At 36.0% G+C, this 24932-nt stretch carries 24 protein-coding genes and 1 pseudogene; 10 read left to right on the plus strand and 15 right to left on the minus strand.

Going from position 1 to position 24932, the window contains the following annotated elements:
- Positions 1–77: 77 nt before the first annotated feature.
- Together JFV29_RS31385 and JFV29_RS30490 are read right to left on the minus strand one after the other, a co-directional pair.
- Positions 78–983 carry a YVTN family beta-propeller repeat-containing protein gene (locus JFV29_RS31385; protein WP_446728252.1) on the minus strand — a complete coding sequence of 302 codons (906 nt, stop codon included), beginning with the start codon at positions 981–983 and terminating at the stop codon, positions 78–80.
- Positions 974–1234 (minus strand): hypothetical protein, encoded by a 261-nt coding sequence (locus tag JFV29_RS30490; RefSeq protein ID WP_242486868.1) that lies wholly within the window; start codon positions 1232–1234, stop codon positions 974–976. Before JFV29_RS30490 ends, JFV29_RS31385 begins: the two co-directional genes overlap by 10 nt.
- A gap of 581 nt (positions 1235–1815) precedes the next feature.
- Between JFV29_RS30490 and JFV29_RS13625 the strand changes: the two are divergent.
- Positions 1816–1929 (plus strand): annotated as a pseudogene (locus JFV29_RS13625) (YjcZ family sporulation protein); the annotation flags it as partial.
- A 384-nt stretch (positions 1930–2313) separates the two neighbouring features.
- Here JFV29_RS13625 and JFV29_RS13630 read toward each other — a convergent pair.
- Positions 2314–2802 (minus strand): pyridoxamine 5'-phosphate oxidase family protein, encoded by a 489-nt coding sequence (locus JFV29_RS13630; RefSeq protein WP_066227270.1) that lies wholly within the window; start codon positions 2800–2802, stop codon positions 2314–2316.
- A 610-nt stretch (positions 2803–3412) separates the two neighbouring features.
- The gene (locus JFV29_RS13635; RefSeq protein WP_144528162.1) at positions 3413–4276 is read right to left on the minus strand and encodes an SDR family oxidoreductase; all 864 of its coding nucleotides are present in this window, start codon (positions 4274–4276) and stop codon (positions 3413–3415) included.
- A 226-nt stretch (positions 4277–4502) separates the two neighbouring features.
- Between JFV29_RS13635 and JFV29_RS13640 the strand changes: the two genes are divergently transcribed.
- Positions 4503–4943 carry an Rrf2 family transcriptional regulator gene (locus JFV29_RS13640; protein ID WP_048686151.1) on the plus strand — a complete coding sequence of 147 codons (441 nt, stop codon included), beginning with the start codon at positions 4503–4505 and terminating at the stop codon, positions 4941–4943.
- Positions 4944–5527: 584 nt separating this feature from the next.
- Here the strand turns inward: JFV29_RS13640 and JFV29_RS13645 are convergent.
- A complete protein-coding gene (locus tag JFV29_RS13645; protein ID WP_342366560.1) occupies positions 5528–5902 on the minus strand; it encodes a hypothetical protein in 375 nt (124 codons plus the stop codon).
- Between the two features lie 448 nt (positions 5903–6350).
- Here JFV29_RS13645 and JFV29_RS13650 point away from each other — a divergent pair, with 448 nt between their 5' ends.
- Positions 6351–6512 (plus strand): hypothetical protein, encoded by a 162-nt coding sequence (locus JFV29_RS13650; RefSeq protein WP_201184497.1) that lies wholly within the window; start codon positions 6351–6353, stop codon positions 6510–6512.
- A 684-nt stretch (positions 6513–7196) separates the two neighbouring features.
- On the opposite strand, the gene JFV29_RS13655 is transcribed toward JFV29_RS13650, so the two are convergent.
- Together JFV29_RS13655 and JFV29_RS13660 are read right to left on the minus strand one after the other, a co-directional pair.
- Entirely contained in the window at positions 7197–7754 is a 558-nt protein-coding gene (locus JFV29_RS13655) for a recombinase family protein (RefSeq protein WP_201184501.1), read from the minus strand.
- A gap of 306 nt (positions 7755–8060) precedes the next feature.
- Complete coding sequence (locus JFV29_RS13660; protein ID WP_201184504.1) at positions 8061–8258, minus strand: IDEAL domain-containing protein; 198 nt, start codon at positions 8256–8258, stop codon at positions 8061–8063.
- Between the two features lie 561 nt (positions 8259–8819).
- Between JFV29_RS13660 and JFV29_RS13665 the strand changes: the two genes are divergently transcribed.
- Positions 8820–9740, plus strand: a complete 921-nt coding sequence (locus JFV29_RS13665; protein ID WP_201184507.1) for a VanZ family protein — start codon at positions 8820–8822, stop codon at positions 9738–9740.
- Between the two features lie 582 nt (positions 9741–10322).
- Here JFV29_RS13665 and JFV29_RS13670 read toward each other — a convergent pair.
- The 7 genes from JFV29_RS13670 to JFV29_RS13700 all read right to left on the minus strand — a co-directional run bounded on the left by JFV29_RS13670 (position 10323) and on the right by JFV29_RS13700 (position 15712).
- Positions 10323–11585 (minus strand): MFS transporter, encoded by a 1263-nt coding sequence (locus JFV29_RS13670; RefSeq protein WP_201184510.1) that lies wholly within the window; start codon positions 11583–11585, stop codon positions 10323–10325.
- 249 nt (positions 11586–11834) lie between these two features.
- Positions 11835–12005, minus strand: a complete 171-nt coding sequence (locus JFV29_RS13675; protein ID WP_201184513.1) for a hypothetical protein — start codon at positions 12003–12005, stop codon at positions 11835–11837.
- A gap of 12 nt (positions 12006–12017) precedes the next feature.
- On the minus strand, positions 12018–13634 hold the full coding sequence (ggt, locus tag JFV29_RS13680) for a gamma-glutamyltransferase (protein WP_201184516.1): 1617 nt from the start codon (positions 13632–13634) through the stop codon (positions 12018–12020).
- Between the two features lie 245 nt (positions 13635–13879).
- Entirely contained in the window at positions 13880–14329 is a 450-nt protein-coding gene (locus JFV29_RS13685) for an Lrp/AsnC family transcriptional regulator (RefSeq protein ID WP_201184519.1), read from the minus strand.
- A gap of 377 nt (positions 14330–14706) precedes the next feature.
- Positions 14707–14874: a hypothetical protein gene (locus JFV29_RS13690; RefSeq protein WP_200949405.1), complete on the minus strand. Its 168-nt coding sequence runs from the start codon at positions 14872–14874 to the stop codon at positions 14707–14709.
- Between the two features lie 273 nt (positions 14875–15147).
- Positions 15148–15318, minus strand: a complete 171-nt coding sequence (locus JFV29_RS13695; RefSeq protein ID WP_157443828.1) for a hypothetical protein — start codon at positions 15316–15318, stop codon at positions 15148–15150.
- Between the two features lie 139 nt (positions 15319–15457).
- A complete protein-coding gene (locus tag JFV29_RS13700; protein WP_201184522.1) occupies positions 15458–15712 on the minus strand; it encodes a hypothetical protein in 255 nt (84 codons plus the stop codon).
- Between the two features lie 965 nt (positions 15713–16677).
- Here JFV29_RS13700 and JFV29_RS13705 point away from each other — a divergent pair.
- From JFV29_RS13705 to JFV29_RS13715, 3 genes are all read left to right on the plus strand, one after another.
- The gene (locus JFV29_RS13705) at positions 16678–17694 is read left to right on the plus strand and encodes a multicopper oxidase domain-containing protein (RefSeq protein WP_201184531.1); all 1017 of its coding nucleotides are present in this window, start codon (positions 16678–16680) and stop codon (positions 17692–17694) included.
- An 18-nt stretch (positions 17695–17712) separates the two neighbouring features.
- Positions 17713–18882 carry a ZIP family metal transporter gene (locus JFV29_RS13710; RefSeq protein ID WP_056521317.1) on the plus strand — a complete coding sequence of 390 codons (1170 nt, stop codon included), beginning with the start codon at positions 17713–17715 and terminating at the stop codon, positions 18880–18882.
- A gap of 131 nt (positions 18883–19013) precedes the next feature.
- Positions 19014–19241 carry a twin-arginine translocase TatA/TatE family subunit gene (locus JFV29_RS13715; protein ID WP_057219691.1) on the plus strand — a complete coding sequence of 76 codons (228 nt, stop codon included), beginning with the start codon at positions 19014–19016 and terminating at the stop codon, positions 19239–19241.
- Positions 19242–19738: 497 nt separating this feature from the next.
- Here JFV29_RS13715 and JFV29_RS13720 read toward each other — a convergent pair whose 3' ends face one another.
- Positions 19739–20158 (minus strand): sporulation protein, encoded by a 420-nt coding sequence (locus JFV29_RS13720; protein ID WP_201184533.1) that lies wholly within the window; start codon positions 20156–20158, stop codon positions 19739–19741.
- A 1023-nt stretch (positions 20159–21181) separates the two neighbouring features.
- Between JFV29_RS13720 and accD the strand changes: the two genes are divergently transcribed.
- The 3 genes from accD (at position 21182) to JFV29_RS13735 (ending at position 24688) form a co-directional block, all read left to right on the plus strand.
- A complete protein-coding gene (gene accD, locus JFV29_RS13725; RefSeq protein WP_446728253.1) occupies positions 21182–22015 on the plus strand; it encodes an acetyl-CoA carboxylase, carboxyltransferase subunit beta in 834 nt (277 codons plus the stop codon).
- The gene (locus JFV29_RS13730; protein ID WP_201184537.1) at positions 22012–22965 is read left to right on the plus strand and encodes an acetyl-CoA carboxylase carboxyltransferase subunit alpha; all 954 of its coding nucleotides are present in this window, start codon (positions 22012–22014) and stop codon (positions 22963–22965) included. The genes accD and JFV29_RS13730 overlap by 4 nt, the downstream gene beginning before the upstream one ends.
- A 970-nt stretch (positions 22966–23935) precedes the next feature.
- Positions 23936–24688: an NUDIX domain-containing protein gene (locus JFV29_RS13735; protein WP_201184539.1), complete on the plus strand. Its 753-nt coding sequence runs from the start codon at positions 23936–23938 to the stop codon at positions 24686–24688.
- The last annotated feature ends 244 nt before the right edge of the window (positions 24689–24932 follow it).

The following is a 24932-nucleotide window of genomic DNA, read 5'->3' on the forward strand; positions in this document are numbered from 1 at the left end:
GGAAACAGTTAGCCACAATTTTTTAGAAAATCCTTGGCTTTTTGTCATGTAAAAAGAACCAAACTAGCAAAACTTCCTTAAGGATTGACTCCTACCGAAAATGGACGATCGCCAACTGGAATGGTTGCAATTACCGTATTGGTTACTCCATCAATTACGGACACGCTATTATCGTCTTGATTTGTTACATAAATACGATTGGTTATCGGATTGACTCCTACTCCATTAGGATTAGTCCCGACCGGAATAGTAGCAATCACAGTGTTCGTTAATCCACTAATCACTGAAACATCATTAGTGGTTCGATTTGGTACGTATATAGCATTCGTAGTTGTATTAACTCCCACTTCACCTGGAGTAGTCCCAACCGGAACGGTAGCAATCACCGTATTGGTTACTCCATCAATCACGGAAACAGTATTACTGGTGAAATTAGAAACATAAATACGGTTAGTGACTGGGTTGACCCCTACTCTGAATGGATTAACTTGGACGGCAATGTTAGTAATTATTGCATTGGTTGCTCCATCTATTACAGAAACGGTATCAAAATTGAAATTGGCTACATAAATTCGGTTAGTCAATGGATTGGCGCCTATCCCAGTGGCTAAATTGAGACCTGGAATGGTAATGGTAGCAACCACCGTATTGGTCAATCCACTAATTACGGTAACGTCTTCAGTAGCGTCCAATGAATTAAAATTTGCCGTATAAATGGCATTAGTAGCTATATTGACTGCTGCATCCCCCGGTTCATCCCCGGTTGGAACGGTAGCAATCACCGTATTGGTTCCTCCATCAATTACAGAAACGTTATCACTAAGCCTATTTGCTACATAAATACGGTCCGTTAACGGATTGACATCCACCCCCGCTGGATTGATTCCAACCGGAATGGTAGCAATTACTGCATTGGTTGCACCATCAATCACAGAAACAGTATTATCATTAAAATTTGCTACATAAATAAGATTTACTCCGATGACTCCTTGAGGTCCTTGATCGCCTTGTGGTCCTTGGAATCCTTGAGGTCCTTGAACGCCTTGTGGTCCTTGAACGCCTTGTGGTCCTTGGAATCCTTGAGGTCCTTGAGGTCCTTGAACGCCTTGTGGTCCTTGAACGCCTTGTGGTCCTTGTTTAGATTTGCATTTGCATTTGTTATGTCCGCAATCCTTACATTTGTTATCATTGCATTTGCATTTGCTATGGCCGCAATCTTTACATTTTTTATCATTGCATTTGCATTTGCTATGGCCGCAATCTTTACATTTTTTATCTTTTTTATCCTTACCCAATTTTTTCACCCCTTTTCTAAGGCATTACTTCTATCCTATGAAACTGGCATTAAATTGGATTGGACAAGCATCTATGAAATGGGTGCTACGCGCCATTGTTGAACAAAAAAAATTCGCGACATGTATATCGCGAATTGCTTCCAGGAAGTCTATGTCTATGCTAAAAATGTCCAGAGTCCCTATTTATTAATATAATCTTGTATATCTTTCTTATAGGTAGCCGTTCGAAAAAGTGTACTTTTACGAACGGTAGCAACAATGCTATACCGCCCATTTCGGAAATTTTATATGCTAAAAGAATTCCAACCTGAAAAGTCGATCTCCTCTACGTTAAGGAATCTGCTTTTTTTACTTCTTCTTATAGAACTAACGCATCCGTTATCTCAATAAGAGGTACCTCCAAATTTTATCCTATGAACAGAGATGGAGACTTTTGTGTCATTTTCCTAATTAGAGCATTAAGTGATATTACCCATTTAATTAATTTCCTCCTTAAAAACAAATAAGGAGAGGTTTCTGTATGTCAGGTTGTGAATCAAGGTGTGACGACGGTTTTGGATTTGGTGGAGGTTTCGCCTTTATAGTCGTTTTGTTTATACTCTTAATCATTGTTGGAGCTAGCTTTGTTGGTGGCGGCGGTGGATACGGCGGAGGCGGTTACGGAGGCTTCTGATAAAAATAGTATGAAAAAAGCCGACCTTTATTGGTCGGCTTCTTCAAATTTGATTCCTATTTCTGGGGAATAATAGCTATTTTGAACACTCTAATTATGGTCCAGACGACAAAACACGAAAAACTATGATAATACATTTTATGAAAAATATAGCACCGAATTTCCTACGCTAGAACTAACGCACCCGTTAGTTGATTAAGGAAGCTACGTCAATAACAATATTCTTGATTTGGATCGAACGTTCCCATCTTCCTTTCTGAAGTATTAACCTAGAGTTTAATATAGCTACAAATGGATCAACATAGCAAAATGGATTGTCCTTTAACCAGACAACCCTTTTTGCTGTTATTTATTCAATTCAACCGTTTCATTAACATCTGTCGATTTAGAACTTTGCCCTGTCATGCGTTTATAGAGAAAGGCGATTTTCTTCGTAAAATTACCGGTTTCCCAATATTCGGCTGCTTCCGCTTTTACCTTTATCAAGACAACGTTAGGATCATCATAAGAAGTTTGCATAATTTTCTCATATACTTTGCTCCACAATTCCTTTTTCTTGTCTAAATCATCAACGATTTCTGCTCTTCCACGGACGGAAACATAGGATTTACCTGCATAAGCCACATTAACATCTTGATCATGTAAAATTTCTTCATATTTATCAGTTTCTTTTTTAGTGAAAAACCATAAGTCACCATCAAACTCTACTTCTTGTGTTTTCATAGGACGAGAAACAAGCCCTTCATCAGTAACCGTAGTCAGCATGGCCGTGTCTACGTCTTTAATTAACTCTCTTAATGTTTCCATTTCTTCTTGTTTCATCATGTTAGACATTTCCATCACCTCATTAATATTTATAGAAGTAATCTACCCTTTACACCAACTTTTAATCAGATATGGCGGATTACTAAACTAACTCTAACAAAATGAAACTTTAATAGAGCAATAAAAAAGCCTAATTTCTTCGCACTAAATGGAGAAATTAGGCTTTTTAATATTTAAATTCCTTAACGTTGTAAATCCGCATTTTCCTGACGCTATCCCTAATAGCAAGATATCATCTATGATTTCCAGTTCTTTCTCTTTAGGTTGGTTAAACTAAATATTAAAACATCCTTTAAAACCTTCTTGTAAATGTTAAACAACGGTAGTATCATTGCTTAGTTTACTTATCCACCATATTAGGACTACCGTCAGAACTAAACTAATCAATAGCCATATTTTCTTTCCCATATCACTACCGCCACGCTATATAGTCGCTTTTATAATGTTTTCTTGTTCAACTAACCTGCCCCTTTAGCTCTATAAGAAAAAGGCTGCCTTAGCAACCTTCCCCATGAACATTTTACATATTGAATACAAGTAATCTCTTATTGGCGTTGCATGATTCTTATATTTAAAACCGACCGACCTTTCTAGTTTAAATTAAGTTCAATTATGCTGTTTAAGAGATACCTTTAATGATCTGAGTTAAGCCCTCACTAATTGGTGTAGCTGACCGTCCAAGAAGTTTTTCGAAATCATTGCTTTCTACTTCAAGGGTGCCTTCTCGAACGCCTTTTTGGATATCAATGAGCATAGGAATAAGGAAATCAGGTAAGCCAACACTTTTCATAATATCAGCATAAGTAGCATCATCAACCTGTTGAACAGGTACTTCTTTACCCAATACATTACCAACTGCAGATGCAAGTTCTTCCTGAGTCAATAACTTGCCAGAAAGCTCATAGATTGTATTTTCGTGTCCGTTACCAGATAGTACCGATGCCGCAGCTTCTGCATAATCTTGTTGTAGTGCCCATCCTACCTTGCCATTTCCTGCTGATGTCACCCAAGGAGCTCCTGCTTGAACACCTTGAATACTTGAAATTTCATTCTCCAAATACCAGTTGTTGCGTAAGAAGGAGTATGGAATGCCTGTTTTCAGAATGGATTCTTCTGTTGCCTGATGCGTTGGAGCAAGAAAATTTTTACTTTCCTTTGCATTGGCCAAGCTAGTATAAGCAATAAATTTAACTCCAGCACGCTCTGCCGCAACTACCGCATTTGAATGCTGACGTATCCTTGTTTCATTGTCTCCATCCGCAGAAATAATTAACAAGCGATCAATTCCTGCAAAAGCTGTATCCAATGTTTCTGGACGATCAAAATCTCCTTGACGTACGTCTACTCCGCGAGTTCTTAATTCTTCAGCTTTCTCTGGATTTCGCACACTTACAGCCAGTTGATTAGCTGGTACAGTTTTCAATAAGGTTTCTACAACTTTCGTTCCCAACTTTCCTGTTGCTCCTGTTACTAATATTTTCATTTGGTATTCCTCCAATAATTTTTTATATTCAAATTAAACATGCATTAACCTGTATCTATATCTAATACATGTATTTATAATAGATACATGTAGTTGTCTTGTCAACCAATTTATAAACCTTTTATATTTTCTTCAAATTTTAAGGTATAATACGTTGTAATCAAATTAAATACATGATTAATCTGTGTAATAAACTTTGCGATGAAGTAAAAGGTAGGTGAATGATATGTCCATCAGCAGCCGATTTACCGTTGGTGTTCATATATTAGCTCTTATTGAATTAAATAAAGAGGGAATAAGCTCATCGGAGTTCTTAGCGGGGAGCGTAAACACGAACCCAACCTTGATAAGAAAAATTATGGGTATGTTAAAAAAGGCAGGGTTAATTGAAGTACAACCTGGTATTGCAGGGGCAAAACTAGCCAAGGAACCTTCTTATATAACATTACTTAACGTTTATAAGGCGGTCGATGTTGTGCAGGAAAAAGAATTGTTTAGTGTGCATGAAAATCCGCACCCTGATTGCCTTGTGGGCAGGAACATTCAAGATTCGATCACTCCTGTGTTGTCAGCAGCTCAATTTGCTATGGAAAAGGTACTGGGAAATGTAACCATTGAAGATATTGCTAAGGATATTGTTGAAAAAGAAAAACTTAAAATACAATAATAAATTAATAAAAGACATTCTTGAAAACAGAATGTCTTTTTTTCGTAGTCCAAATCCCTTCTTTAACCTGCCCTGCACCGTTTGTTGCATAACAAAAGGAGCTACTGATTCGCTTGGTAATGAAGTAAAGCACCCGTTAGCTTAACAAGAGGTATAATTTATCTTGTAAACAATAGGTCTAAAAACTTCTTTAATCCTTTTTCGTACATCTTAAAGAGTTTATTTAATTTGGATGTCTTTTCTTGATTATGTTGGTTTCTCACGGTTTAACCCCTTAATTATTAAACATTCTATTTCTCCCTTTTCATCTTCCATTAACCTGCCCCGTTAGTTCATTAACAAAGTATCAAACTTTATTTCATGTCTACACAAACACCATTTACTGTATCTTTTAGTATTATGGCTCGTGTAGCGTTTGTGAACTTACTAGTCAATTCAGTTAACTTCACTTCTTTTTCTGGAAAAAAGGGCAGTGGTAAAGATCAATTTTAGTAAATTATACAAAAATATTTAGATATTAATTTATTTTAGAAACTTTTCATATAAAAAGCTACCCACTAAGAGTGGGTAGCAAGTAATACAAGTTATTTGAAAACAATTTGTAGTTTTCCATATACTTTGCCAGAAGAGTATCCATCTTTCACATCAACATAAAATTTACCTATTTTCATACCTGTGAATAATGTCTTTCCACCTGCTAAGCTATGATAGCCTGTGCACTTTCCAGTACTAGCATTGCAGAGACGAGACCATACATTACTATAATTAGTCAATAACTTACTTCCAGAAGAAGTCTTTAAATAGATTGGGGAAACTAGTTCTACCTCTAAGTCACTACCATTGTTAGGATTTCCAATTTCACCATCCCATTTTCCATCTTCTGTTTGAAAAGAATACTGAGGAACACTTGCTTGAGCAGAAGAAGTACCTAATACCATTCCACCTACCAGAACTAACACAAAGGTACTTAAGATTGAAAATAAGCTTTTTATGTTATTTCCTCCTCCAATCTTTATCCCTTTTATAATATCAGAATAAACTGATTATTAAAATGATTAAAAATGACTATAGCTTATTAGATTCAAACATCTTTTGGTTGCGTCATCTTCATCGTTTTAACAGTTCTAGTCACTACGTTTGTTGAACTCCCTCGGTATGATAGCTATAGCTCTCGAATACTCACTTAGTAGAATATGGAGTTTTCTATTACTCCTTTATTTAACTATGCTTCCGGAAGCCAAAATGATCTGAACTCATTGCTTTTAACCGTTAATATATTTTCAAGGATTATGAAATCCTGCGAATGAATAAATAAGGGGAGTTTTTTTATTTTGAATGGCTAGAGGGTTTAAACGGTTTATTTTAATAGAATATACTCCACTTGATTAAGTAAGAGGGGGAATTCAAATGTTAAATATGAAAGTTTATGTAGGCAAGGCAAAGAATAGATGGAACAGTTTCATAGTAGGGATAATCGTTGGTATCGGAAATGATCAATATTACATAGTAAGGTTTAGAGATGGAAGGAAAACGTGGATTAGGAAAGATTGGATTTTGTTTTGGTATTAGAAAGCTCCCTGCGGGGAGTTTTTTTATTTGTATTAATTTCCATTCTTTTCTTTTCAATAACAAGGTTCTGATAGTTTCCGCCATACCGTAAAAAGTAAAAAAGCCCAGCCCATTACAAGCTAAGCAGATTTCCATTTTGATGTCTGTACCCCAATTTAAGCTTAGACTGATACTGATGGTGGTTCTGGTGGTTCTGGTGGTTCTGGTGGGATTGGAAGCTGTGGAGGACGCTGATTGTAGCTTTTGTTATACCATCCCATATATACAACACTCCTTTTTCTACTATATATATGGGATGAAAAAATACATGCTTGTCCAAATTACCTAAGTTCAGTGCTTTTATCTTATCGAGTCTTCTATTGAAAAAAAACCTCTCAAAAATTCGTTCCAATAGAGTACCCCAATAGGAACGTTTTCGAAATCCATTTAAATCAAAGTTACAACCTTATCCTTATTTCAAATGAACATTTGTAAATTTAGAGTACACTCATAGTAAATTATTAAAAATGCTATTTTAAGTGGATTTTGTGTGTAAAATTTAAGTTGTATAATAAATGAATTAGATAAGTAGATTGAAAGGATGTCACTTTAGGCGATAATTTGCACTTATTTTAAGTGCTATTTTGCACATGTAACTTTAAAACCCAGCTACCTTCATAAGAGAAGATTAGCTGGGTTTCTTCATTATTCCTGCTTTTCTAAATACCGATAAATCGTTGTTCGAGATACACCCCATTTTTCTGCTACGTCTTTAATCGGTGTACCATTTTCAATTAGTGATTTCATCATTTCAATATCTTTCGGTCCAAATTTTTCAGGACGTCCTCCAAGTCGACCACGTGCTCTAGCTGCAGCTCGTCCGGCAGCCGAACGTTCCTCAATTAAATTACGTTCAAATTCCGCAAATGCCGCAAATAGATGAAACATCAATTGGCCTGTGGCATTACTTTTGTCCATTGTTAAATTTTCTTGTAGACTGTGGAAGCCCACACCACGTTCATTTAAGCTATTCACAATTTGAATTAAATCTTGCATATTGCGTCCTAATCGATCCAATCGCCAAACAACAATCGTATCGCCTTCACGTGCATACTGAAGTGCTTCCTCTAAACCAGGACGCTGTCTTTTTGCCCCACTCATTTTATCGTGAAAAATTTTGGAACAGCCATATTGCGTAAGAGCGTCCATCTGTAAATCTAAATTTTGTAATCCTGTCGACACACGTGCATATCCAATTAACACTCAAATCACTCTTTCTTATTTTCCCTTTATATTTATTGTAACATAAGATAAAAATAGATAGGTTATTGAACATAGAATAATGAACAGAGTTTTGTTACGATAAAGGCAATAAAAAACGTCCTTTTCAAATCGAACAGTGGTGTGTTCAGAAAAGGACGAGTTTTGGAACAAATAATAACTTATTTATAATATCGTGCTTAATCGATAAAAATCAAATAAACGCCAATCCCTTATAGATATGGGATTGGCGTTTTGGCGTACTTCTTAAAGTTACAAATATGTTAAGTTCATTTTATAAACAACATTTTAAGAAATGTTTTTCAATTCCTCTGTTAATCGTAGGAATTCTTCTTTGTTTTTATCCTGTAATGACTGGTCAATCTCTTTTCGGATTTGCTCTTTTCGGAAGTTAAGAAGGGCTTTGTTTATCACCATTTCAGCAAATTCAGAATCCTTGACGTTTATTTCAGGTTGTAGTGGTGTATTAGCCAAATTATTTTCCATAGGAAACCAACTCCTTGACCTTTTTTCTATTATATCAAAAATTTTCAGACTATTCAAATAATTAATCTGATAGTTCCAATGAAATAATCCGTTTGCTCAATGAAAATGAGTCAGTGATGTAGTTTTATAAAAAAGATTGATCATTTAAAACAAAGTTCGATTATTTAAAATACTGTTTGATTAAAGATCCTGTTAAATTACAAAAAATTGTATACTTTACAATAAAGTTATGTACTAGACAAAAAAGTTGTATACTAAGTGAAGATATTGTTTATAGTAAGCAAACATTCATCCTTCTTTATTATAGGATGAATGTTTGCATAGCCTTTAATTTTATTTTTCTCAAATATATATTTCATGAATAAATCAAAAATAACCTCTTACCAATTATTGTTGGTTTGAAATAAGATGTATTGTTTATAAGAAAGTCGTACCGTTTTGAACAAAGTTTAACCGTTTACAAAAAACGAACAGGAATTATCATATTCCCGTTTTTTTTGAGCTGATATTTTAGTAGGATAAGATTTATTGTAAATGATATGTCGAAATTAAGGAGAGATTATGGAAGCGAAATTACGGAAATTTATCATTGTAGGAACCATTTTATATACAATTTTAATTTTATATTTTATGTTCTTTGCTTTTAATAGATTAGATCATGCAACCGGCGATTATGAATATGTATTTATGCTTGTTCCAGAAGGAGTTCCGCTTCAATTTCCAAAACCAACTTTTTCGTGGTTATATAACTTTGGAAACATTGCTGCTTTTATCCCTTTTGGAGTAGTAATTCCTCTGTTGTATCGTTCCAGTTTTGGGAAGTTCATATCCTTGTTTGTCTTAACGATTCTCGTTTTGGAATCGCTGCAGGCTTTAACTTATCTTGGCAGCTTTGATGTAGATGATGTTATATCCAATACATTAGGTGCAACGATAGGTTTTATCGCCTATAGAGTTGGATTTTCTTCAAAAATTTCTTATAAAAAGCTTATTGCTTCGGCTCTATCTATTGGTGTTCTTCTAGTTGGGGTAATCGTGGTCTCGGAAACTATCAATTATGTTGTAGCGACAAGAGAAAGCCCGATTCAAGCATTACACGATGTGAAAGAAATGAATGGAACCATGCCTATGACTGAAAATCTTCCAAGTATCACCGTAGCAGGCAAGAAAATAGAACCAAAAATGAATGTGTATAACAGTGAAGGGGATAAAAGCAAATCATACACTTACATCTTGGGGAACAAGAAAGATGTCATACTCTATTCTTATTATGGCATTCCAGACAATGGTGATTTCAAGGGAGAAGTCACTATACTGGCAGATGGAAAAGTAAGAGCTCAGTTCAATGAACAATATAATAAAGGCGCAGAATTTGTAGAGATACCATTTTATTATAAAGAAAACGAAATTACGATTATCGTTTCCGGGAACGCTAAACTATGGGACGTTAGATTCAGTGAAATGAAGCATTGGTGGGAGTGAAGAATCAACATTCTAAGGGGCTTGCTTTGCAATGTTTTCAACAAATATGGCACGATTGTAGAGCAGACAGATAGAAAATAATTAAACTTTTTTATAAAACCGAAACTTAAATCTGCTGGATAAGAATCCATTTTGATCAATCTTTTTTCAAAATGGATTCTTTTTATTTATCGTAAAATGCCGGCTTATGAGGTGTTATTGATCAAACTTTATTTCAAAGCAACAAGTGAAAAATATAAGTGAAAAAACAGGTGGAACAAGAATGATTATCTATAATATAAAGAAGAAAATATGAATTTGTGTAATTGTACAATTGTGTAGTTGTGTTAGAATTATAATGTACAAATACATTTAAAATAAAGAACTAATATTAATTCAATAAAAGCCTACATCCTTAAAAACGGGATGTAGGCTTTTAACGTTCTAATTCACTTACTAATTTCATTTGCAAACCATGCTCTTTTTTATTCAGTGCTTCGGCTTTTTCAATTCTGAATTTAACTTAATTGAACCAGCGTTATACCGGATGGTACACACGGTATACGGAGAGGTCGGTGGTTAGTTTTCCTATCTGTTACTTTTCTATAAATTTATAACCTTAGAAGATAACGATGATTTTTTCGTATGATTATCAGGTTTAGTAAAAATGCAGAAAATAAGACTGGCAATTAATAATAAAGTGGCAGTCAATAGAACAGAGTAATTAAAACCGACCCTAATGTTATCTCCTGCAGATTGGACAACAAAACCAATTACAGCTGGACCAATAATTCCTGACAAGTTTGCAATCCCTAGCAAAACACCTGACATTAATCCTCTTCGTTCAGGAAGTAAGTGATTCACAATCTGGGGTGCAAGTGGAAACATACCATTTACAAACGCCATTCCCAAAAATAAGGCAATAATTGCTCCAATTGTACTTTGGACAACTGTTGTAGAATAAAAACATACAGCTGCTAATATTAGAGATGGTCCAGCAACAAGCACACGGGATTGTCGAAGATTTTTTGTTTTTTTAAGTAACCGATCTGATATAAATGAGATAAGTATACCACCAAGAGCAGAACCAAGGCCTATGAACATTACAGCATAGCCCATCTGAGTTTGTGTTAAATGGATAATTTTAACAAGGTAGGTCGGCATCCATATAAACGACCATGTAAGAATCCAGTAAGCCATGAAAAGAGCAAGGCAAGTAAAGATAAAAGTAGAAGATAGAAAAAGTGGATATATCTCTGACCATTTTACTTTCTCGGAAACTAAGGTAGATTCACTTTTCACTATATTTCTCTCATTTTCCCCTTTCAAAGTCATTAGCCACAGCACTGCCCAAACCATACTTAATACTCCTAAAAAAACCAATACCATTCGCCAACCATAAATTCCAATCATGTAAATGAGAAGAGGAACCATAAATTTAGCAATCATGCTACCTGTATTCATAATGGAAATCGCAAGCCCTCGCTGTTCAGGAGCGAAATGTTTGCTTATATGGCTAATAGCAGTTGCATGAAACGGTCCTTCAATAGCACCTAGCAGGACACGACACAAAATTAGCATTGGTAATCCGTAAATTGTCAATGCTCCAAACTGCACTATTGTCAAACCAATAGCCATGAAAGCGAGCATTTTACCCGTTCCAATTCGATCTGACAATGCAGCTCCAACTATAGACATAATTGAAAAGAACCAAAAGAAGCTGCTTCCAACTATACCCCATTGACTATAGTTAAGATCCAAATCTTCCATAATAGGAATAGCTGCGTACCCTATAATCGCCTTATCTGTAAAGTTAATCAAGTAAAGAACGGACAAAAAAGCTAGAACAACCCATTTTAATTTCATAACAGAAAACACATCCTTTTTTGATAATAAAATGATATAGGTTCAATACATGAATCAACTTAGTAAAGGAAGCATCTAAACTCTATTAATTTTAATTAAGATCAATATAGGGAAGAAAGCGCTTTAATTTTTGAAAATTCAAAACATAAAGTGTAATGCTCATCTGTTAATTAAGTAGTTGGGTTTATGAACACACCCTATTGTGTAATCTGTAGAGCCTCTAAATAGAGACTCTACCTAGTGTTTACACTACAAATTGATTGAACCGTATATGAGTGAAGCAAATACTACTAATCCAGGGTGTACTTTCACTTTTTTCATTAATAAATAACTGCCTATTCCTAAGAATAGAATGTGTCCTGTTCCTATTTGAAAATAAGATTCATAGAATGATTGAAATGCCATCACTCCAAGAAGCACCTTTACTGTGGATTACCAACTGGCAATTGCCCCATCTGTCCTTGATTCTGTGCCACCAATTAGTACACCTGTTTCAGGATTTCGCCATATAATTTGACCTCGTCCAAACGAACCTGAGTCTACCGCCACTTTAATATCATGTCCTTTTCGTACTAATTCTTCTGCAATGTGGGATGGGAATGTTTTTTCTATTTCTACTGTTTTTTCGTTCTTCCACTGCCATCTTGGTGCATCTAAAGCTGCTTGAGGATGTAGGTGAAAATCTATTGTATTCATAATAACTTGAACATGCCCTTGCGGCTGCATATATCCCCCCATTACACCGAATGGCCCCACAGGTTGATTATCCTTCGTTAAAAAACCTGGAATAATCGTATGGTACGTTTTCTTACCGCCCTTAAGGCAATTATAATGAGTAGGATCAAGGCTGAAATCATGTCCTCGGTTTTGTAAGGCAATTCCTGTTCCTGGTACTACAACCGCAGAACCGAAGCCCATGTAATTACTTTGGATAAACGATACCATGTTGCCCTCTCCGTCTGCTGTTGCAAGGTATACCGTTCCTCCACGTGGCGGTACACCTGGAGCTGGCATGCATGCTTCACTTCCAATCTGTGCTTGACGCTGCTGGCCATACGAAGTACTTAATAGCTCTTCTGCAGTTATACCCATATGCTTAGGGTCTGTAATGTATTGCTTGCCGCAAGTATAAGCAAGTTTCATTGCTTCGATTTGTTTGTGGTATGTGTTTGTTTCTTCTTTTGCTGTAAAATCAAATCCTTTTAGTATGTTTAGTGCCATAAGAGCTACGATACCTTGTCCATTTGGTGGGATTTCCCAAACATCATAACCGCGATAGTTTACCTTAATGGGATCAACCCACTCTGGTTTAAAGTTTCCTAAATCATCTTTTGTTAAATAGCCCCCATAAGTCGCAGAAGCTGCTGCAATTTTTTCTGCAAGTGCCCCTTTGTAAAAGCTTTCTCCGTTTGTTCTTGCGATTTCTTCTAGTGTGTCAGCGTGGTCAAGAGACGACCATATTTCTCCGACTTCAGGTGCTCGTTCCTTAGGAGCAAATGTCTCAAACCAAGCTTCGAACTCTGCTCCTGTACATTCCCGTTTGTATTGTTCAAATGCCTTTTTCCAAAATCGACCTAGCGTAGGTGAAACAGGAAATCCGTTTGCAGCATATTCAATTGCTGGCTTCATAACTTCTAGTAGCGGTAGTCGGCCAAAACGTTTTGATAATTCTACCCAAGCTGCCGGAGCACCTGGTACAGTTACCGGCAGCCAGCCGTACTTTGGCATACTTTCGTGTCCATTTTCTTTTACCTTCTCGATAGAGATATTCATAGGTGCTGGACCGCTTGCATTTAGTCCGTGTAATTGTCCTTTAGTCCAAACAAGCGCAAAAGCGTCCCCCCCAATTCCGTTTGAGGTAGGCTCTACTACTGTCAAACAAGCAGCTGTTGCAATGGCTGCATCAATCGCATTTCCGCCTTTTTTCAAAATATCTAACCCTGCTTGTGCAGCTAAAGGCTGAGACGTAGCGACCATTCCATTCTTGGCATATACTACATTTCGTTGTGATGTATAAGGTGAATAATGTGGATCTAACTGTAAAGCCATTATAATACCCCTCCCTTTAAACGTAATACGCACTCATTTTTAAGTGGTTTAATTACAAAACGAACGAAAAAAATGTTATTTTCTAACGTTTGTTAATTAAAATTCAATTATTAATTAACAATTGCACGATTTCAAAATAACTATATACTATTTTCCGGAAAAACAAAACATATTTTTACAAAAGTTTTTAATTTTCAATAAAATTCCTCAAAAAAAATAAACTCCCCGATTATAAGAGGAGTTTATTATAGTTTTAATCCTGATCTGCTTTTGAAACGACGTAGTAAAATATGACTTTCCACTCGAGAAATACCTTCTATCCCGTATAGTTCATTATTGATAAAGAATTCCAAGGAAGAAAAGTCCTCAACTAAAACGTGCATATGTAAAGTACTAGGTCCTGTCATTTGGTAACAGCTTGCAACACTTGGATTTTTAGCTAGTTTTTCTGCAACTTTCACTAAGTCTGCAGGTTCGCAATCCACTTCAAAAAAGGCCGATACTTTTTTACCTACAGCTTCAGCGTTGACAACAGCGCTGATTTTTTCAATAACACCCTTTTCCGTTAGTTGCTGCACACGATCACGTACAACATTGCGTGATAGATTTAGTTCTTTTCCTATATCCGAATACGAAGTTCGACCATTTTGCATTAATATCTCTAAGATTTTTTTATCTGTATCGTTAATTTCCATCTGTTTCACACACCTTGCCTTGTGATCGGGATTCCTATTAAAAAACTATAATTTTTAAGAGGCTAGCTTTTACTAGGTATTATCTTAATAATAAACTTTATATCCCATACTTAAAAGTTTAATCTACCTTACATAGAGAAATCAATTATTGAAGGGAATGAAGACCTTATACATCATTAGTACATAATGGCAGTTCTCGGCAGTTTAGAATGGAGACCGTAATTTGTCCGAATAATATTGCTTTTTTATTTAACCACCATAATATTAGTCTATAAACACTGAGGTTACTTTATTATTCTTTTGGAACTAACCTACCCCGTTAGCTCCATATGAAAAAGAGCTGCCGAAGCAACTCCCTCGTTGAAGTAAAGCACCCGTTAGTCAATTTTCTCTTTATTAACTTTCAGTATATCCTTTAATGTAGAATGAATATTTTGAAGGCTAATTAAAATAAAGCCCAGCATAATAAATGTTACTAATTCCCCTGTAAATATAGAGACTATTGCTATTAGTAGAGCATATAAACCATAAAGCCAACCTTTCATACTATATCACCTCACCATGTGAATACCTCCTTTATTCTACCATTATTTCTTAAAATATCCTGACCCTTTAGTTCCATAAGAAAAAAAACCGCTGCAGAGTTATGGATATACACATGGTGTTCCTGTAAAAACAACTGATTAATAGTTAAAAAACATTCGTGCAACTTTTCCTTTTTTTCTCTAGGTACCCCAACAGAAGAAAATATCAAATTTATCTTTTATAGGATTTCTGGTATACCACAAATACTTGCCAGACAGTTATGTAGTTGTTTGTTAATCGAGATCTTCCACAACGATGGAGGCACTAATGGGATACGGCAAGCCCAAGACGTTTGTTGACTTGAATTTGAAGGAGACAGCCTTGAATCCCTCTTTATTTAAATATGCTGTAATGGCTTCTTCCACTTCTTTGCTATCCAACTGAATTTCTTTGATTAATTCCATATCTTTGTAGCCTCCTCAGACCAAATTAATAGGTAAGTTTCTACACAATAACAAATTTAATTTCGCTACAGATAGTCTCAGCAACATGAATTATACTGTTTAGACGGACTATTCAGTTCATGTACCCTTTTGTCTGTAACTATAATGTCGTCCTATTTTTTAAAATTTTTTTTACAAGACTTGCATTTAATTGCTGACATTTTTTAATCTGGCCTCCTAATTCTTCGTACAGATCCATGTTATCTTCACTTGTACTAACTACCACCTGCACTTCACTTTGACAATATGGAAATGGACATACGAGGTTCCGTTCCACTTCTTTAATTTGAACCTGGGTAATAAATTCATTGCCACATTCTATACATGCGTATTTCATTAAAGGTTCCTTACTCATATACTTACCTCCTGTTTTATACGAGTCCACAATAAAACCACCCTAGTTATCTTTATATATCGGATAATTCCTACCTTTTTCAACAAACAACAAATCCAAAATTAGACGGGCTGACGTATTTCAATGTAAGTTTAGGAGCTTTTGCCCTTAACGGAAGTGGGACGGTCCTTTTGAAGTTAGAGGTCAATCACAGTCGATGGGACAAAAGAAAAAAGGACAACTGATTAAAGCTGTTGAAAAATGTTTATAAGGAATTATCAATGGAGTTTCAGAAGGATCTGAGATTGGATTTTAAGAAGGTTGGAAGTCCCGTAGAAGATAGCAGGTAGCAGTAAACACTCTTATGGAGGGAGATAAAGTTTGATCATGAAATCTTGTCTGACTAAAGCCCTTGTTATTTCATTAATCAGCAATTTAATTGAACCAGAAGTTCTTTCTTTAAATAACTCCATCTCCTTTTGAATTTTATGTAAGTTTAACCCTTGATTTGTTCGATGGATCCGTCTATTTCTTCTTTCGTTTTACACCAACGATATTAAGGGGCTTCCTCATTTTCCTTGCTTTCCAAGCTCACAAGAAGAAAAACGAGTCCCTTTCATTCCCCTAATCGCTTAATTCCTCATCGTACTGTCTCCTTATCTGCTCATGCTATGATTCCCCTTTTTTTAAGTTTATTTTCATCTAAAGCCCGCTAAATATTCGTTTTTCTACCCCTTTCAGAATCATCCAAAGTTCATTCTTTGGAGACTATAGAAAAGGTACTATTTCTCTACTATAAATGAACAAACACTTATAAATAGAGTGGATGCATGAATTATTCCTACACCTCCCCTAGATTCGCCCTTGATTGTCAGCGCTTACACATTTAATAAAAAAGAGTTGACATAAAAGTTGTCTCTACCTTAAAGTATAGCTTATACTACAAAAAGTTTACTTAAGGAAACTTTTTAGGAGGGGGTCAAGTAATGTCTGATGAGAACAAGGTTTCCCGTAGAGATATTTTAAAGATGGGGACTGCTGGAGCTTTTGGGATAGCTGGAACTTATTACTTAAATAAAATGGCGCAATTTCCAACTGTGGCTCAAGCATCCAATGATTCGTCTCACAAAACTAGCAATCATTCCAATCATACAAATATGAGTGATAAAACAAAAACCACAGGTTATAAAATGGCAGAACGGCTCCTTACTGAATTTGATTATGGAGAAGTTACCAAGCTGCCAAACGGGCAAACACTTCGGGAATATGAAGTCGTGGCGATTGATAAAGAAATCGAAATTGCCAAAGGAATTAAATTTCCAGGCTGGACTTATAACGGGACTATTCCAGGACCAACTTTTCGTTGTACGGAAGGGGATCTTTTGCGGTTTCACTTTATTAATAAGGGTAGCCATCCCCACTCTATTCATTTTCATGGAATCCATCCTCCAGAGATGGACGGTTTAACTTCCATTTATCCGGGACAAAAATTCACATACGAATTTGAAGCGAAGCCATACGGATTACAAATTTACCATTGCCATGTACTCCCCTTAGCCCGCCATATCCATAAAGGCTTATATGGTAATTTTATAATTGATCCAAAGAAGCCAAGAGAGCCGGCATTAGAGTTAAACATGGTTATGAATGGATTTGATTTGGATTTAGACGGCGAAAACGAGTTTTACACTGTTAATGGCTATGCCTTCGCATACATGAATCACCCTATTAAAATCAAAAAAGACCAACTCGTTCGTATCTATCTAAGTAATTTGACAGAATTCGACTTATTAAATTCATTTCACTTGCATGCAAATTACTTTACGTACTATCCAACCGGTAGAAACGATAACCCCTCCCAGTTTACAGATACCATCATGCAATGTCAGGGAGAACGTGGAATTCTTGAAGTTCGTTTTCCATTCAAGGGAACATATATGTTTCATGCCCATGTAAGTGAATTCGCTGAGTTAGGCTGGATGGGATTCTTTGAGGTCGAGTAAAGAAGGGGAGATAATAATATGAAGGGGAAATGGCTAATTACTGGTTTAATACCGTTAGTATTACTTATAGGAGTTCTGGGGTGGGTGCTAAAGAATGGAGCAGGTGTAGAGAAAGATCCTGCTGCACCGATAGAAGTCTTGAACATTGAACAAATAAAGGTAACTAAAAACGGTTTCGAATTATCTGTTAGTAATACGGGGCCAAAACCATTAACGATTTCTCAAGTTATGGTCAATGATTCAGTATGGAATTACAGTGTCTCTCCTCAAGCAATGCTTGAACGATTTGAAGAAGGAAAGGTGACCATCACTTACCCCTGGGTGGAAGGTGATCCACATACCATTAAATTAATCACAGAGAATGGGATTATCACGGAAGGTGAACTTGCAGCTGCCACTCTCACTCCTGAAACCAACTGGAGCAACTTTTTGAACTACGGCTTAATAGGCTTTTACGTTGGGATAGTCCCGATTACATTAGGGTTGTTGTGGTATCCATTTATGAAACGTTTCTCACGAAAGTGGATTAATTCGATTCTTGCCCTTACCGTTGGGTTGCTTTTATTTTTATTTGTCGGGACTCTAGCTGATGGATTTGAAATCGGTGCAGAAGCTCCTTCTGTCTTCCAGGGCAATATGGTTGTCATTATTGGAGCTTCTTTAACCTTCTTATTATTGATCGGCTTTGATCAGTATCAACAAAGAAAGCAAGAAAAGAAAGGATATTCCCCTTTTGGTCTGGCTTTGTTGATGGCTACCGGAATAGGACTTCATAACTTTGGGGAAGGTTTGGCAATTGGTTCATCCTTTTCCCTAGGTGAAGCCGCTCTAGGTACCTTTTTAATTATAGGATTTACCCTTCACAACATTACGGAAGGTATTGGAATCGCTGCTCCTTTATTAAAAACCTCACCTCGATTCAGAGACTTTTTACTACTGGGAGTTATCGCAGGCGCCCCCGCCATTGTAGGTACTTGGGTTGGCGGATTCATCTTCTCACCAATTTTAGGAGCTTTGTTCCTGGGTATTGGTGCAGGGGCAATTCTTCAAGTAATTTATGTGATAACGAAAATGCTCATTGAAGATCATCGAACACATAAGGAACCATCTGTTTCATGGTTAAACCTTTCAGGATTCACCATTGGACTGTTAATCATGTACTTTACTGCATTTTTTGTTAAATTTTAAGGGAGGACTTTATGCCCTTATTGGAGATTAGTACAGCACCCGTGTGGTGTATGGACGTATCGCCCTGGTGAAATAATGCCTCGTCTTTGTGTGACTCTAGTAAAAAATCAAATTTCAGGAGCTGATTATACATGTTGTCAAGTATCGGAATTCCAGGTTTAATTTTAATACTGGTCATCGCTTTGATTATTTTTGGACCTAAAAAACTGCCAGAAATCGGCCGGGCTTTTGGACGTACTTTAACCGAATTCAAGAGTGCGACCAAGGGATTAGTATCTGATGAAGATAAAGAGGAGGAAGGAAATAATCCTGAGTTAACGACTGTTGAAAAGAAGCAGGATAAATCCGTAGTTTCATAAGTAATAGGTAGTTGGGGCAACATGTCTATTTAATACATGGAAATCAAAGATATACATCTTATTTAACTTATGAAGGACTTAGTCAACATTTCTATACCTAGTTTGCCTTTATTGTATCCCTCGTTATTTCTAATTTTTTTCAAGTATTTCCTGTGGAATGGGTCTTTTTGGACTTAATTCAGATGTTACTTTACTATCATATCCTACCTCAGAAACAATTTAGACAAAAAAACTGTTGGCTGCCAAAGTGCCAAAGAAAACCTATATCATAATTAAAAAGGAATACCTCTTCGAAGAAGGGGTATTCCTTTAGCTTTTAATAGCTTGTTCCGTTTATTTCGTCGTTCTGTATATCGCTGATAAAATAACGATCTATTATTACTAGGATAATGTGCGGCTACAAAATTCAGACTGAATTTTATTGCAAGGATCAGATAATTAAGATAGTCCGCCATAATCGGGTGCAATATAATTATCATAATCCAAACAGATATATATTATTGTCCAACATCAATTTCTTTACTATTTTGGTCTACTACTTGAATGATATCCTGGTCCTCGCTTATTACCCCTTTATCAAAAAATAACCTAGTGTTGAATCGATAGGATATGTGCTCTGATGACACCGCAGCGGAAACCGGCAACTGGAATGAAAATGGAATACGGATTTCCTGCTCCTCCTCAATAAACTTCGTTGTCAGTATGGTCGTAGTGTCAATGATCTGTTGGGTATTGTTCATCTTGTCTATCTGCACTAAATCACACTCCAACCGTTTTATTTTTTGCTCACAAATCCCCCCTATTATGAAGTATTCACCTGTTACTCGTTCTCCCAGCCCATACATTACCTTGGGCAATTTAAGGTCGATTATGGCTTTTCCTATTCCTAATTGTGACAGATATTTTCTCAACAACAAGTTGGTTTCCCTCCTGGAATTTTACTACAACGATTCAAACTTTTAGCGTCTCACCAGCATAATATCAACAGTTTTTCGTATCGCAAATGAACAGTTGCTGCACTTTTCCCTAACTTAGCCATAAACTTCTTAAACACCTGATTTTTTCTTTATTGTCCAGTAGTTCGTTGTGATATATTTACTTTCGGTTGAAATACCTATCAGTCTATACGATTATATAGCTCTTAAAGTTTCATTTACATTTCATTTTTCTATTATGGTCCTCTTTCATAATGTGTATTTTCTAACATGCCCCTTTAGCCTAAGAAAACTATTCAACTTTATCTAAATTTTTAACTAGTCTGATAAACCAATACAATATTATCCATGCAAGAATGAACATTGTAACCCATTCAATTACATTGGTAATTGCATATTATGAGTTTATACAATTGATGGAAGTAATGACCGAAAATAAAACTATAATTCAAATAATTAAATTTTCCTTAGATACCTCCTGCTACTATCTAAAATCACCCCAATATTCCCATATGTTTTTTCTCTACCCCGGATAGAAAGGTCATCAGCACGTTGCCGATTATTTCCTAATGAATCTCTATTTCGCCTATTATTGTTTCTATGGCTTTATTAAATGACTCGAACCGCTTACCGCCCTCATTAAAAGAAGATGCTTTTTTGCATATCGCATTTTTAATAATTAGAAACAAAAAGATAAGCAGAAGTCTTTTTTGCTTAATATACTCTGTTTTAATACAAGCCCATATAAATCCCGGCAATATAATCCTGTGTTTCGAATTCATTCACTTCTATCTATATCTTCCAGTAAAAATGCATGAATAAAGGAATAGAAAAATCATTATGAAGCACCATTCATAAAATCTTCATTCTCTATGAATGATTTTTGATTTTAAAGAAAGCAAAAAATCACGCTCCCTTATTTTATAGAATTGGGAGAGTAATTTGTAATACAGTGGTCTTACCACAGGAGGATTGATGAAGATGTATCCATTTAAGGGAGAAAAAATAGAATCGAACTCTTTTTTTGATATAGACAAAAGTCCTACCCCCAACCCTTTTACTTGTATATCGTGTGGGGAAACTTATGATGAGTCTCTTATGAAAAAAGAATTGAATGTTTGTCCGAAGTGCCAATATCACTACCCCGTTACAGCTTATGACCGCATTTCAATGCTTACAGATAGTGGTTCTTTTTCGGAATTCAATAAAAGTTTAACTTCCGTTGATCCGTTGAACTTCCCTGAATATAAAGATAAATTAGTTTCGGATAAGAAAAAGACTGCATTAAATGATGCGGTTATTACTGGGGAAGCTTCCATAGGTGGCTATCCGGTTGTAATTGGTGTCATGGATTCTCGCTTCCGAATGGGTAGCATGGGTTCAGCAGTTGGTGAAAAAATTACAAGAGCCATTGAGGAATCATTAAAAACACGAAAACCCTTCATATTGTTTTCAGCAAGCGGTGGAGCCCGCATGCAAGAAGGAATTCTTAGTCTCATGCAGATGGCAAAAACGAGTGTTGCTTTAGAAAAACTAAACTACGAAAAAATTCTTTTCGTATCCGTTTTAACAAATCCTACAACGGGTGGCGTTTCTGCTAGTTTCGCTTCATTAGGCGATATCAATATTGCCGAACCACAAGCATTAATTGGCTTTGCAGGTAGACGCATAATTGAACAGACTATAAGAGAAGAACTCCCGGAAAATTTTCAAACTTCTGAATTTTTATTAGAACATGGTCAACTAGATATGGTTGTAAATAGGAGTGAATTAAAACAATCATTAACAACCATTTTAAAAATCCATCATCTCAATTTCAGGGAGCGTCTTCAACAATGAATTTGAAAGTATTAAAAAAACTAGAAAACCATATTGCTGAACTAAAAGAGATGTCTACAAAGCATAATCTTAACCTTAGCGAAGTATTAAATAACCTTGAGCAAAAAGCCAATGAAATCAAAATTCATCTTAATGAGAATATGGGAGTTTGGGATAAAATTCAACTATCTAGAATTCAACAACGCCCAACTACTTTAGATTTTATCCATCATATTTTTGAAGATTTTATTGAACTTCATGGTGACAGACTTTATGGGGATGACCCTGCATTAGTTTCAGGAATAGCTACCTTCGAGGGAATGCCTATAACTGTATTAGGAAATCAAAAAGGTAAAAATACAAAAGATAATATCTATCGTCGTTTTGGCATGTCGCAACCTGAAGGCTACAGAAAAGCTTTAAGAATTATGCAACAAGCCAATAAGTTCAATCGACCCATCGTTACATTTATAAACACGGCTGGAGCATTCCCAGGTCGTGAAGCCGAAGAACGTGGACAATCTGAAGCTATCGCCCGCAATCTACGTGAAATGGCGAGTTTTGGAGTACCTATCATCTGTTTTGTAATTGGTGAAGGTGGGAGTGGTGGTGCGTTGGCTTTAGGTATTGGCAATCGAATCTTCATGCTAGAAAATACATTTTATTCGGTTATTTCGCCTGAAGGAGCAGCTGCATTGTTATGGAAGGACGCCACACAAGCAAAACGAGCAGCCGAAGTTTTGAAAATTACGGCTAAGGACTTGATGGAACTAGGAGTGATTGATGAAATCATCAAAGAACCTGCTGGAGGAGCTCATATTGACCTCCCACTTCAATCACAATATATCAAAGAAACCTTACGAAAGGCATTGCAAGAACTTGGTCAATTTGATAAAGGAATTCTACGCCAACAACGTTTTGATAAGTTCCGCAAAATCGGTGAGTATATGGATGAAAATGAAAGGACATAAAAAATAAACAATTTTTCCCAACATGTTCATAGAACATTTGATATAGTCGATAGACTTAACATCATCTTTTTTATTTTGTAATACAAAATGTTTGTGCCCATGTCCTTCTTCCCCCTGTAGTCCTAAACTCAAGCACCCGTTAGCACTCCAGACAGCGCAAAAAGCAGCTCTACACCACACCACATAGAATGAAAATGGATATAATTGGAATGTGTTAATACTACGGCTGGCGAAGAAGGACGTCACACTTTATTTGTTATGATAGGAATCTTTTTCACTTAATCAATCTACCAAACTCAATAGGCACTCAAAAGGGTCAACACTTTTAAATTATGTTTTTCTGACTCTAGTTTTGTGCTCCTTTTTTTGATTTTGATCCGAATTTAATTTTCATGGAAGTTCATAAGAGAGAACTGTCCTTACGGTAAACCGTTTCTTTGCACCGATGTCTATATTTTTTTAAAAACAGATTAATTTAACTTTCTTTATTTTATTCGCTAACAGCTTTACCAACAATGCTGATAGGTTTTTAGGTTCTGAAAGTTCCGATTCCATTTCAAGATTATCCATCTGCATTATTTGTGGCAATTTTATTTCGATTACAATATTAACTACTACAGCAACTACATTCTGAAAAAATAAAAAGCGTTTGCATCTTTTAGCATCAGCTTTTTATTTTTTCGTTATCATTTAAATCAACTGTTACGCCAAAACCATAACAACATTACAGATCCAACTAATACCATAACTCCCAACACTCCAAAATAACCTCATTGCCAAGTATGTTCTGGCATATATTTAAAATTAATCCCTTAACTATATGGTTTATATGGTTGGCGAGGTAGGTCGAAGAACAATGGACCTTAGAGCCCAACCGTTAGTCTGACTTCAACGATCATGGTGTAAAACAGACTTTCGCATTGGGTCTACATACTTCGAGCCGAAAATAAATATCGAATGGGGAGAAAACATGATATATCGAAGAGAAACATACAAAGTACCGCCTGAAAAAGTTAGTCTATTTGCCGGATTCTTTCATACCTATCTTTTGCCTAATCAGCTGAAAAATGGTGCGAAGTTAGTCGGCCGCTGGATTACGGAAAATAAAGATGAGATTATCACCTTATGGGAGTACCCAAGCTATGAAGAATATATGAAAATAGAAGAACGTGTGAAAAAGGATTTGATGCACAAAAAGGCGCAAACTCAGCTCAATAAATTAGGAAACCTCTACCTAGATAGCAAACAGGATTTTCTGGTACCGACAGGATCCTATCATGATCCAAGGCAAACAGTTACGGTGAGCGGCTATATTACGAATGAAAAAGGCGAAGCTTTGTTGGTTAAAACCTATTGGAGAGCTGACACATGGGAGTTGCCAGGCGGAGCAGTTGATGAAGGTGAGACACTAGACTCCGCCCTGCGCAGGGAGATTTTTGAAGAAACAGGGATTGAGGTAACCTTGCATGGGGTTTCAGGGGTGTATTCGAACGGAAATACCGTTTCTGTTGTATTCCTTGGCAAATACAGCGAAGGAGAGTTAAAAACCTCGACTGAAACAAAAGAAGCCGGTTTCTTTAAAATTGACTTATCAAACGCAGGAACATATGTTACTCGAGAAAAATATAAATCAAGGCTGAAGGATGCAATGACAGGAAAATGCATCCCATACGAGGCATTTAAGGTACGACCTTATAAATTAATAAGTAGGCTGTATGATTGAAAAATTCAAATAAGCTACAGCGAAAAAGAAAATTGATGAAGAAGAATTCATGAAATCAAAGATGAAAGAAAAAGAAAAACTCCTTCATGATTGAGGTTATGTTCCTGACTTGTTAATGGATAACAACAGTTCTTTTTATAATATATAAGTAATTATGTTCTTCAATTAACTTAAAAAGGATGTCTAATGCCCCTACAATCATCTCCTCATAAACTCCAATTATTAGCCATATATTTAAACAACA

It is taken from the genome of Peribacillus sp. TH16 (genome assembly GCF_016651095.1).
Classification (GTDB): domain Bacteria; phylum Bacillota; class Bacilli; order Bacillales; family DSM-1321; genus Peribacillus; species Peribacillus butanolivorans.

Coding starts and splice junctions, on each gene's coding strand:
- JFV29_RS30490 (WP_242486868.1), bottom strand. CDS start 1,234: ATGATAAAAAATGTAAAGATTGCGGCCATAGCAAATGCAAATGCAATG.
- JFV29_RS13630 (WP_066227270.1), bottom strand. CDS start 2,802: ATGTCTAACATGATGAAACAAGAAGAAATGGAAACATTAAGAGAGTTA.
- JFV29_RS13635 (WP_144528162.1), bottom strand. CDS start 4,276: ATGAAAATATTAGTAACAGGAGCAACAGGAAAGTTGGGAACGAAAGTT.
- JFV29_RS13640 (WP_048686151.1), top strand. CDS start 4,503: ATGTCCATCAGCAGCCGATTTACCGTTGGTGTTCATATATTAGCTCTT.
- JFV29_RS13650 (WP_201184497.1), top strand. CDS start 6,351: ATGTTAAATATGAAAGTTTATGTAGGCAAGGCAAAGAATAGATGGAAC.
- JFV29_RS13660 (WP_201184504.1), bottom strand. CDS start 8,258: ATGGAAAATAATTTGGCTAATACACCACTACAACCTGAAATAAACGTC.
- JFV29_RS13665 (WP_201184507.1), top strand. CDS start 8,820: ATGGAAGCGAAATTACGGAAATTTATCATTGTAGGAACCATTTTATAT.
- JFV29_RS13670 (WP_201184510.1), bottom strand. CDS start 11,585: ATGAAATTAAAATGGGTTGTTCTAGCTTTTTTGTCCGTTCTTTACTTG.
- ggt (WP_201184516.1), bottom strand. CDS start 13,634: ATGGCTTTACAGTTAGATCCACATTATTCACCTTATACATCACAACGA.
- JFV29_RS13685 (WP_201184519.1), bottom strand. CDS start 14,329: ATGGAAATTAACGATACAGATAAAAAAATCTTAGAGATATTAATGCAA.
- JFV29_RS13690 (WP_200949405.1), bottom strand. CDS start 14,874: ATGAAAGGTTGGCTTTATGGTTTATATGCTCTACTAATAGCAATAGTC.
- JFV29_RS13695 (WP_157443828.1), bottom strand. CDS start 15,318: ATGGAATTAATCAAAGAAATTCAGTTGGATAGCAAAGAAGTGGAAGAA.
- JFV29_RS13700 (WP_201184522.1), bottom strand. CDS start 15,712: ATGAGTAAGGAACCTTTAATGAAATACGCATGTATAGAATGTGGCAAT.
- JFV29_RS13705 (WP_201184531.1), top strand. CDS start 16,678: ATGTCTGATGAGAACAAGGTTTCCCGTAGAGATATTTTAAAGATGGGG.
- JFV29_RS13710 (WP_056521317.1), top strand. CDS start 17,713: ATGAAGGGGAAATGGCTAATTACTGGTTTAATACCGTTAGTATTACTT.
- JFV29_RS13715 (WP_057219691.1), top strand. CDS start 19,014: ATGTTGTCAAGTATCGGAATTCCAGGTTTAATTTTAATACTGGTCATC.
- JFV29_RS13730 (WP_201184537.1), top strand. CDS start 22,012: ATGAATTTGAAAGTATTAAAAAAACTAGAAAACCATATTGCTGAACTA.
- JFV29_RS13735 (WP_201184539.1), top strand. CDS start 23,936: ATGATATATCGAAGAGAAACATACAAAGTACCGCCTGAAAAAGTTAGT.